Source organism: Mycobacterium sp. 852002-51163_SCH5372311 (assembly GCF_001667115.1).
In the GTDB taxonomy this organism is placed as follows: Bacteria; Actinomycetota; Actinomycetes; order Mycobacteriales; family Mycobacteriaceae; genus Mycobacterium.
This window is the reverse complement of sequence record NZ_LZIJ01000018.1, coordinates 1-9967: the sequence shown is the minus strand read 5'-3', so window position 1 is coordinate 9967 and position 9967 is coordinate 1. Positions and strand designations below refer to the sequence as shown.

General features: G+C 66.7%; 7 protein-coding genes. 5 read left to right on the top strand and 2 right to left on the bottom strand.

Annotated features, from left to right (window positions below; genetic code table 11):
• Positions 1-109 precede the first annotated feature (109 nt).
• Both A5791_RS02195 and pruA read right to left on the bottom strand, forming a co-directional pair.
• Entirely contained in the window at positions 110-1084 is a 975-nt protein-coding gene (locus A5791_RS02195) for a proline dehydrogenase family protein (RefSeq protein ID WP_067230295.1), read from the bottom strand.
• The gene (gene pruA / locus A5791_RS02190) at positions 1084-2715 is read right to left on the bottom strand and encodes an L-glutamate gamma-semialdehyde dehydrogenase (RefSeq protein ID WP_369828009.1); all 1632 of its coding nucleotides are present in this window, start codon (positions 2713-2715) and stop codon (positions 1084-1086) included. The genes A5791_RS02195 and pruA overlap by 1 nt, the downstream gene beginning before the upstream one ends.
• Positions 2716-2808: 93 nt before the next feature.
• Here pruA and A5791_RS02185 point away from each other — a divergent pair, with 93 nt between their 5' ends.
• The 5 genes from A5791_RS02185 (at position 2809) to cysC (ending at position 9782) form a co-directional block, all read left to right on the top strand.
• Positions 2809-4398 carry a CdaR family transcriptional regulator gene (locus A5791_RS02185; protein ID WP_067230288.1) on the top strand — a complete coding sequence of 530 codons (1590 nt, stop codon included), beginning with the start codon at positions 2809-2811 and terminating at the stop codon, positions 4396-4398.
• Positions 4399-4474: 76 nt separating this feature from the next.
• On the top strand, positions 4475-6016 hold the full coding sequence (locus A5791_RS02180; protein ID WP_067230302.1) for an adenylate/guanylate cyclase domain-containing protein: 1542 nt from the start codon (positions 4475-4477) through the stop codon (positions 6014-6016).
• Between the two features lie 123 nt (positions 6017-6139).
• Complete coding sequence (locus A5791_RS02175) at positions 6140-6943, top strand: Stf0 family sulfotransferase (RefSeq protein WP_067230285.1); 804 nt, start codon at positions 6140-6142, stop codon at positions 6941-6943.
• On the top strand, positions 6940-7866 hold the full coding sequence (cysD, locus tag A5791_RS02170) for a sulfate adenylyltransferase subunit CysD (RefSeq protein ID WP_067230281.1): 927 nt from the start codon (positions 6940-6942) through the stop codon (positions 7864-7866). Before A5791_RS02175 ends, cysD begins: the two co-directional genes overlap by 4 nt.
• Positions 7866-9782, top strand: coding sequence for an adenylyl-sulfate kinase (gene cysC, locus A5791_RS02165; protein WP_082966690.1), 1917 nt, complete (start codon positions 7866-7868; stop codon positions 9780-9782). Before cysD ends, cysC begins: the two co-directional genes overlap by 1 nt.
• Positions 9783-9967: the final 185 nt, after the last annotated feature.

Below are 9967 nucleotides of genomic sequence, written 5' to 3'. Positions count from 1 at the left end.
CCACACCTAGACCAGGGACAGCCCAGAACCAACGCGTTCCACCACCCAGAACGATTCCTACACAACGACGACGACGATCCCGTTTGACCGACAGATGGTCAGACAAACCCTAGTTACCGGAACGCTGGCCCAGCGCACGCACGAAAAACATCAGATTGGCCGGCCGCTCGGCCAGGCGGCGCATGAAATAGGCGTACCACTGGGTGCCATACGGTACGTACACCCGCACCTGGTTACCGGCATCGACCAGTCGCCGCTGCTCGTCGCATCGGATGCCATACAGCATCTGGTATTCGAAATCGCCTACGTCGCGGTCCGATTCGGCTGCCATCGCGGAAACTGCGTCAATGATCCGCGGATCGTGCGAAGCCACCATCGGATAACCAGTGCCCGCCATCAGCACCCGCAGACATTGCAGATAGGAGTCGGTGATTGCAACCGGATCCCGATACGCCACCGACGTCGGCTCGTCGTAGGCCCCCTTGCACAGGCGGACCCGAGCCCCGACGGTAGCCAGCTCCCGGCAATCGTCGAGCGTGCGACGCAGGTATGCCTGCAAAACCGTACCCAGCCAAGGAAAGTCGAGGCGCAGATCACCGGAGATCGACAACGTCGAATCGGTGGTGTCGTGGTCTTCGGCATCTACCGTGACCCAGACCCCGACCTGCTCTGCTCGTTCGCAGATGGCGCGGGCGTTGTCGAGTGCGATCTTCTGGCCGTCGTGTTCCAGCGCCTGCCCCAGCGCCGAAAGCTTGACCGATACTTCCAGCGGCCGTACACGGCTATAGACGCTGCCGCCACGACAGGCGCTCAGCGCATCGAGCAGCTGAAGGTACTGCCGCACGGTAGCCGCCGCGCCGTCGATGTCGGTCACGTCCTCACCCAGATAGTCAATGCTGACCAGGCAGCCCGACTCGCGCAGTGCGGCAACACTGTTCAGCACCGAGCCGATTGCCTCCCCCGGTATGAACCGGTGCACCACACCGCGGGTGACCGGCAAACGTTCGGCGGCCCGCCGCAATCCCTGCCGACGGCTCGCGGCCAGGATGGCCGGCCGAACCGTGCTGGCGAACAGCCCGGCCATCAGTCCGGCCCCATATGCGGGTAGATGTGATCGGTGGCGGGCACGAAAGTCTCCTTGATCGTGCGAGCCGAGGTCCAGCGCAACAGATTCAGCGGCGAACCCGCCTTGTCGTTGGTACCCGAACCGCGCGAACCGCCGAACGGCTGCCGACCGACCACCGCGCCAGTTGGCTTGTCGTTGACATAGAAGTTGCCGGCCGCGAACCGCAGCCGCTCTTGCGCGGTCAGCACGGCCCGGCGGTCGTCGGCGATCACCGCGCCGGTCAAGGCATAACGCGATCCAGTGTCGATGACGTCGAGGATCCGCTCGTACTGGTCGTCAGGGTAGACATGCACCGATAACAGCGGGCCGAAATACTCGGTCGCGAACGACTCGTCGGTGGGATCGTCGGACAGGAAAACGGTTGGGCGCACGAAATAGCCTTCGTGGTCGTCGTATTCGCCGCCCACCGCAATGGTGACCCCCGGGGCGCCTTTCGCCCGCTCGATGGCGTCGACGTTCTTGAGGAAGGCGCGCCGGTCGATCAGCGCACCACCGTAGTTGGTCAGGTCGGTGATGTCTCCATAGCGCAGCTCCGCAGTTGCGCTCAGAAGACTGTCTCCCATCCGCTGCCACACCGAATGCGCGATGAACGCCCGCGAGGCCGCCGAGCACTTCTGGCCCTGATAGTCGAAGGCCCCCCGAATCAGCGCGGTGCGCAACACATCCGGGTGCGCGGAGGCGTGGGCGAGCACGAAGTCTTTGCCTCCGGTCTCGCCGACCAATCGCGGATAACAGTGGTAGCGCCCGATATTCGTCCCGACCTGGTACCACAGTCGCTGGAAGGTGGCCGTCGACCCGGTGAAGTGGATGCCGGCCAGCCGCCGATCGGCCAGCGCCACATCGGAAACCGCGAAGCCGTCGCCGGTGACCATGTTGATCACTCCGGGCGGCAGTCCGGCGGCCTCGAGCAGTTGCATGAGCAGGTAGGCCGACAGGGTCTGGGTGATCGACGGCTTCCAGACGACGGTGTTACCCATCAGCGCCGGGGCGGTCGGCAGATTACCGGCGATCGAGGTGAAGTTAAACGGCGTGATCGCATAGACGAAGCCGTCCAGCGGACGGTAGTCGCTCCGATTCCACTCGCCCGGTCCGCTGATTGGCTGCTGCGCCAAGATCTGTCGGGCGAATTCGATGTTGAAGCGCCAGAAGTCGATCAGCTCGCAGGGCGCATCGATTTCGGCCTGGTATACGGATTTGGATTGGCCGAGCATCGTTGCGGCGGCGACCTTTTCCCGCCACGGCCCGGCCAGCAGCTCCGCGGCGCGCAGAAACACCGCGGCGCGTTCGTCGAACGGTATTGCCGCCCATGCCTTCTTGGCGGTCATGGCCGCCTCGATTGCGGCTGATGCGTCGGCGTGCACGGCGTTGGTCAGGGTGCCCAGCTTCGCGGCATGCCGGTGCGGCTGCACCACGTCTATCCGCTCGCCGTCGCCCATCCGGTGAGTGCCGCCGATGACATGCGGCAGGTCGATCGGGTTGTCGGCCAATGCGGCCAGTTCGGCAGCGAGGCGAGTGCGTTCCGGAGAGTGCGGGGCGTATTCGTGGACCGGCTCGTTGACGGGCGCGGGAACTTGGGTGATACCAGTGATCGCATCCATGCTCGCCATGATTCCCGCGGCGGCTGCGTCAATGTTTGGCGGATCCGACAATGATTAGCCGATGAGCTAGTACGATCAGACAGCATGGAAGTTCCCGGTGTCGGACTGGGCCAACTGTTGCTTGCGCTGGACGCGACCCTGGTCAGCCTGGTCGAGGCGCCCCGGGGCCTGGACCTTCCGGTGGCGACGGCCGCGCTGATCGATTCCGACGATGTGCGGTTGGGACTGGCTCCGGCTGCAGGGTCGGCCGACCTCTTCTTCCTGTTGGGCATCACCGAGCAAGAGGCGTTGCGCTGGATCGACCAGCAAGTCGGGCGCGCGCCGGTGGCGATCCTGGCCAAGAAGCCGTCGGACGCCTTGGTGGCCAAGGCGGTCGCAGCCGGATCGGCGGTGGTGGCCGTTGAGCCGCAGGCCCGCTGGGAGCGGCTGTATCGGTTGGTCAACCACGTGCTGGAGCATCACGGGGACCGCGCGGACCCGACGGACGACTCGGGCACCGACCTTTTCGGCCTCGCGCAGTCCCTGGCTGACCGGATTCACGGTATGGTCAGCATCGAAGACGCCCAGTCGCACGTGCTGGCCTACTCGGCCTCCAACGAGGAAGCCGACGAGTTGCGGCGGCTGTCCATCCTCGGCCGCGCCGGCCCGCCCGAACATCTCGAATGGATCGGCCAGTGGGGCATTTTCGACGCCCTGCGCGCCGGCGGCGACGTGGTGCGCGTCGCCGAAAGGCCGGAATTGGGCCTGCGCCCACGACTGGCGATCGGGATCCACCACCCGCCGACGGGCGCGCGGCGACCGCCGGCGTTCGCCGGCGCCATCTGGGTACAGCAGGGGTCGCAGCCGTTGGCCGACGACGCTGAGGAAATGTTGCGTGGTGCGTCAGTGCTTGCCGCTCGTATCATTTCGCGGCTGGCCGCGCGGCCGTCGACGCATGCGCGACGGGTGCAGCAGTTGCTCGGTCTAAGCGACGGGGACGCCGTCGACGTGGCCGGCATCGGCCGCGAACTCGGTCTGTCCGCCGACGGGAACGCCGCGTTGATCGGCTTCGACATCGCCGGCACCGGGCCACGCCATCCTCGTCTGATGGACGTTCTGGCATTGAGCGCCAGCGCTTTTCGGCCCGATGCTCAGGTCGCTTCATCCGGCTCGCGGATGTATGTGTTGCTGTCCGCGACCGCAACAGCCAGGTCTGTCACTTCGTGGGTTCGCGGCACGATCAGCGCGCTGCGCACCGAGCTCGGTGTACCGCTGCGGGCCGCCATTGCCGCACCGCTACCGGGCTTGGCCGGAATCGCCGCGGCGCGCAGCGAGGTGGACCGCGTGCTGGAAAGCGCTGCGCGGCACCCGGATTTGGGACAAGTGATCTCGCTGACCGAAGCACGCACCACGGTGCTGCTCGACGAGATTGTCACGTTGGTCGGCAGCGAACCGCGGCTCGTCGACCCCCGGGTACGCGACCTGCGCGCGCAAGATCCGGTGCTGGCCGAAACGCTGCGGACTTACCTCGACAGTTTCGGCGACATTGCCGCCGCGGCACAGGTATTGCAGGTACATCCCAACACCGTTCGTTATCGGGTGCGTCGAATAGAGAAGTTATTGTCCACCTCCCTCGCCGATCCCGATGTGCGACTACTGTTTTCGCTAGGACTGCGGGTGTTGGAGCGGTCATAGGCGCTGCCGTCAGCCGCGGCGGTGCAATTCAACGAACGGGCTACGACCGGCCTCGGGCCTCGCTATGCTCAATGCCGTGGCCGAAACGTCGTACGCGTCGTGCGGCGATCTCAGCCTGGCGTATCAGCTCTTTGGCGACGGGCCGGTCGAGCTTGTCTTCGCCGGACCATTCGTCAGCCACATCGAGCTGTTCTGGACCGTGCCCGAATTCAAGGCCTTCTTCGACCAGCTCGGCACGTTCTGTCGCATCGCGGTGTTCGACAAGGCCGGGGTGGGGCTGTCGGACCCGGTGCCGAGAGTTCGCACGCTCGACGATCGAGCGACTGAGATCGAGGCCGTCATGGAAACCGCCGGTTTCGGAAGGGCCGTCCTGTTCGGGTGCAGCGATGGCGGTCCGGCCGCAATGATGTTCGCGGCCACACGGCCGGAGCGAACGAGAGCGTTGATCCTTTGTGACACATATTCGTTTCAGCCAGGCGGGTGGGACACCATCGACAGCGACCCGGCCGAGCTTCGGGCGCGCTACCTGCCCGAGGTGGGTGAAGACTACATCTGGTCGGTGGAGCAGGTCACCCGCCTCCAGGAGATCCACCGTGCCGTCCGCTCGCGGTGGGGCAGCGGAGCGACACTCAGCATCGCCGGGCCGTCATTGACCGGTCGGCAACGCCAGTTCGCCATGTTGGAGCGCATGTGCGCGAGCCCGGGGATGGCGCGCGTGTCACTCGAGGCGTCGTTTCGGCTCGACCTGCGGCCGATCCTACCGACGATCACGGCCCCAACCCTGGTCATCCATGCGCGGGGGGATGCCGTCGTTCCGGTACAGTCTGGCCGCTACCTCGCCGACCACATCCCGTCCGCGCGGTACCTCGAGGTCGATGGCGAGCACCTGCCCTGGTTCGCTGAGTCCGACAAGATCCTGACCGCGATAGAGGAGTTCCTCACCGGTGGTCATGCGGCACCGCCACGGGGACATCGCGCGCTGCGCACGGTGTTGTTCACCGACATGGTGGCCTCGACCGCACACGCCGCGGCAGCGGGCGACGAACGGTGGCGGGTGGTACTCGAGCGCTTTGGTGAGATCACCGCCGACGTCACGAAACGATTCGAGGGCACGGTGATCAAGAGCACCGGCGACGGTCACCTGGCCACGTTCGAGGGGCCGACGCAGGCCATCCGCTGCGCCGAGGCCTTGCGCACCGAGGCCGAGATGCTGGGCATTCAGATCCGCGCGGCCATCCACACCGGCGAGTGCGAACTGCTGGCAGCGGACATCGGAGGCATCGCCGTCCACATCGCGGCGCGGATCCTCGGCCATGCCGGTGCCGGCGAAATCCTGGTCTCGCGCACCGTGCGTGACCTGGTCGTCGGGTCGGGCACGGGCTTTGAGGACCGCGGCAGCGTCGAACTGCGCGGTGTACCCGGCAGCTGGCAACTGCTGGCGGTCGATCGCGAGGGACCTCGGGCCGGGTCAGCCGAGGCGCAATTGGTGTCGACAGCGACTCCCGGAGCTCGGAGCGCGATGCGCCGCTCGGATCGCGCCGTCGAGGTGATGGCGCGGCGGGCACCATGGCTCCTGCGTGGGATGGCCCGCATCGCCCCGGCCGCCGGACGCAGGTGAACGCCAAAGGAGCTCCGGCTAACCGCCGTACCACGAGACTTGTTCCCGCGCTCGCAATAGTTATCTTCAGCGTGAAGGAATTCCCTGCGTTGCACCGCATTTGCCTGCCGCTATCCTGCCAGGGTGGCAGGCACCCCGTCGTCATACCTGGTCTTGGCGTCCCAGCGCAGTGGCAGCACGCTGCTGGTCGAATCGCTGCGCGCGACGGGCGTGGCCGGCGAACCGCAGGAGTTTTTCCAATATCTGCCCGCGACCAGCCAGGCTCCGCAGCCGCGGGAGTGGTTTGCCGGGGTCGAGGACGAGTCGATCCTGCGGCTGCTGGACCCGTTGGACGTGGGCACGCCGGACCTGGCTCCGGCCGAGATCTGGCGCGATTACATCCGCACGGTAGGAAGAACGCCGAACGGCGTCTGGGGCGGCAAGCTGATGTGGAACCAAACCCCGTTACTGTTGAACCGCGCGCGCCAACTGCCCGATCGATCGGGCGACAGCCTGCTGGCCGCGATCCGCGACGTCGTCGGCGAGGACCCGCTGCTGATCCACATCCACCGGCCCGACGTGGTGTCGCAGGCGGTGTCATTCTGGCGCGCGGTACAGACCCGGGTCTGGCGCGGCAGGCCCGATCCGGCCCGCGATGCGCGTGCCACCTATCACGCCGGGGCGATTGCCCACATCGTCACGATGCTGCGCGCCCAGGAGCAGGGCTGGCAAAGCTGGTTCGCCGAAGAAGGCGTCGAACCGATGGAAGTTTCGTATCCGGTGTTGTGGCGCAATCTGACTCAGGTGGTGGCCACCGTTCTCGAGGCGTTGGGGCTGGATCCGCGGCTGGCGCCCGAGCCCGTACTGGAGCGACAGGCCGACCAGCGTTCAGACGATTGGGTGGACCGCTACCGGGCGGACGCCGAAAGAGAGGGACTACCAACATGACTGCGACGGTGACGACCACCGAACTCCGAAGGGTCGACGAACTGCGGTTGCTGGAAGCCGAAGCGGTACACATCATCCGCGAAGTCGTCGCCGAACTCGAAAAGCCGGTGCTGCTGTTTTCCGCCGGCAAGGATTCGATTGTGCTACTTCGCTTGGCGGAGAAGGCCTTTCGCCCACTGCCGCTGCCGTTCCCGGTGATGCACGTCGACACCGGCCACAATTTCCCCGAGGTCATCGCGTTCCGCGACCGTCGGGTCACCGGCCAGGGACACAAGCTGATCGTCGCGTCGGTTCAGGAATCCATCGACAATGGCCGGGTACCCGATCCGGGTCCCGGGGCTTCGCGCAACCGGGCGCAGACTCGCACCCTGCTCGACGCGCTGGATGCCGGCGGCTTCGATGCGGCATTCGGGGGCGCCCGCCGCGACGAGGAGCGGGCCCGCGCCAAAGAACGCATTCTGAGCTTCCGCGACGAGTTCGGCCAGTGGGATCCCCGTGCGCAGCGCCCCGAGCCGTGGACGCTGTACAACGGCCGTATCAAGAAGGGCGAGCAGGTGCGGGTGTTCCCGTTGAGCAACTGGACCGAGCTCGACGTGTGGCGCTACATCCAGCTGGAAGGCCTGGAGCTGCCGTCGATCTACTTCGCCCACGAACGCGAGGTGTTCGAACGCGACGGCATCCTGCTGGCGGTGTCGGAATACGCCAGCCCTCAAGCCGGTGAATCCTCTGCCGTGGAGTGGGTGCGCTATCGCACCGTCGGCGACCTGACCATCACCGGGGCCGTGCGCTCCACCGCCACCGACATCGTCCGGGTCATCGGCGAGATCTCCGCGGCGACGGTCTCCGAGCGCGGCGAGACCCGCGCCGACGACCGCACCTCGGCTGCCGCGATGGAAGACCGCAAGCGCGAAGGATACTTCTGATGACCGAGACGACCGCCGAGACGACCGCCTCGATGACTGCGACAGTCACCCGTCAGCTGCTCCGCATCGCCACCGCGGGGTCGGTGGACGACGGCAAGAGCACCCTGATCGGCCGGCTCATGCACGACACCGACAGCCTGCCGCTGGATCACCTCGAGGCCGTCACCGACGCAGAGGGCGTCGCCGATCTCGCCGCCCTGTCCGACGGCCTGCGGGCCGAACGCGAACAGGGCATCACGATCGACGTCGCCTACCGGTTCTTCTCCACCGCAACGCGTAGCTACATCCTCGCCGACACTCCCGGTCACGAGCGCTACACCCGCAACATGTTCACCGGCGCATCCAACGCACACGTGGCGATTTTGCTGGTCGACGCCCGCGCCGGCGTGCTGCGGCAGACCCGCAGGCACGCCCGGATCGCAAGCCTGCTGGGCATCCGGCACTTCGTCGCGACGGTGAACAAGATCGACCTGATCGACTTCGACCAAGCCCGGTTCGCCGAAGTCGAAGCCGAACTGCGCCAGATGACGGCACGGCTCGGCGGCACGGACATCACGGTGATCCCGATCGCGGCCAAGCACGGCGACAACGTCGTCCACCGTTCCGATCGCACGCCGTGGTACAGCGGCCCCACTCTGCTGGAGTACCTGGAGGGCATTGAGTTGACCCCACCGCAGGCCGAGGCTTCGCGCCTGCGGCTGCCGGTGCAGTGGGTGTCGCGGCCGACCGCCGAGATGCGCCGCCGCTACACCGGGCGCCTCGCGGCCGGCACGCTCAGCGTCGGCGACCCGGTGGTGTCGCTGCCCGCCGGCACCCGCTCGACGGTGACCGCGCTCGACACACTCGACGACGACCGCACCACGGCCGTCGCGCCGCTTTCGGTGTCGGTCGAACTGGCCGACGACATCGACGTGGGACGCGGCGACGTGCTGGTCAGCGGTGCCGACGACGCCGTTGCCCCGGTACTGGCCCGCGAAATCGACGCGACGGTGTGCTGGTTCGTCGATACCCCGCTGCGCGCCGGTGACCGGTTGGCGCTCAAACAGGCCACCAAGACGGTGCGGGCGACGGTGCAGGCGCTGCACTCCCGCCTGGACCCCGAGACGCTCGACGAACTCGACGGGCCAGTTGAGTTGGCGCTCAACGACATCGGCACGGTCACGTTGCGAACCAGTTCGATCGTGGTGGCCGACAGCTACGCCGAAAGCCGTGGCATGGGCGCATTCATCCTCATCGACGAGTCGACCAACGACACCGTCGGCGCGGGCACCATCGTCGAGGCCCGCGAGGTCAAGCCGGGCACTCATCCGCGTACCGACATCCGCTGGCATCCGTCGTCGCTGGACCGCGGTTACCGTTGGGGCGCCACCGGCCAACCGGGCGCCACCATTTGGTTCACCGGCTTACCGGCGTCCGGCAAATCGACGATCGCGGTAGCCGTTGAGCGCGCGCTGGTCGAATCCGGGCGGGTGGCCTACCTGCTCGACGGCGACAACCTGCGGCACGGCCTGTCCGACGACCTGGGCTTCTCACCCGGCGACCGCACCGAAAACATCAGGCGCGTAGGGCATTTGACCCGCCTGCTGGCCGACGCCGGTGTCGTCGCGCTGGCCTCGCTGGTGTCGCCGCTGAAATCGGACCGCGAAATCGCCCGTGCCCTCAACGCCGCGGCCAAGCTGCCCTATATAGAGGTATACGTGGCGACGTCACTGGCCGAGTGCGAGAAGCGTGACCCCAAGGGCCTGTACGCGCGTGCCCGCAGCGGACAACTCAGCGGACTGACCGGCGTCGACGCACCCTACGAGCCGCCGGAAGACCCCGACCTCACGCTCGACACCACCAATGCCGACATCGACGAACTCGCCGCGCAGGTCATTGCGCTGCTGAACGAGCGCAGCCCGCGCCCGCCCGGCTAGTCCCGACTCGGGATGCCAGGTGTTGGGGGCGAAGGTAGGCACTGAGTGTGAAGCCAGGGCTTTCCTGGTGAAGCCAGGGCGAGATCTGCGCGATTTCCCCGCCCTAGTTTCACACCAACTTGTTGAATTCTCCCAGGGGATTGTGGTCTGCAGCCATAATCTCTGAGGCGGTGACCGGTATTGGC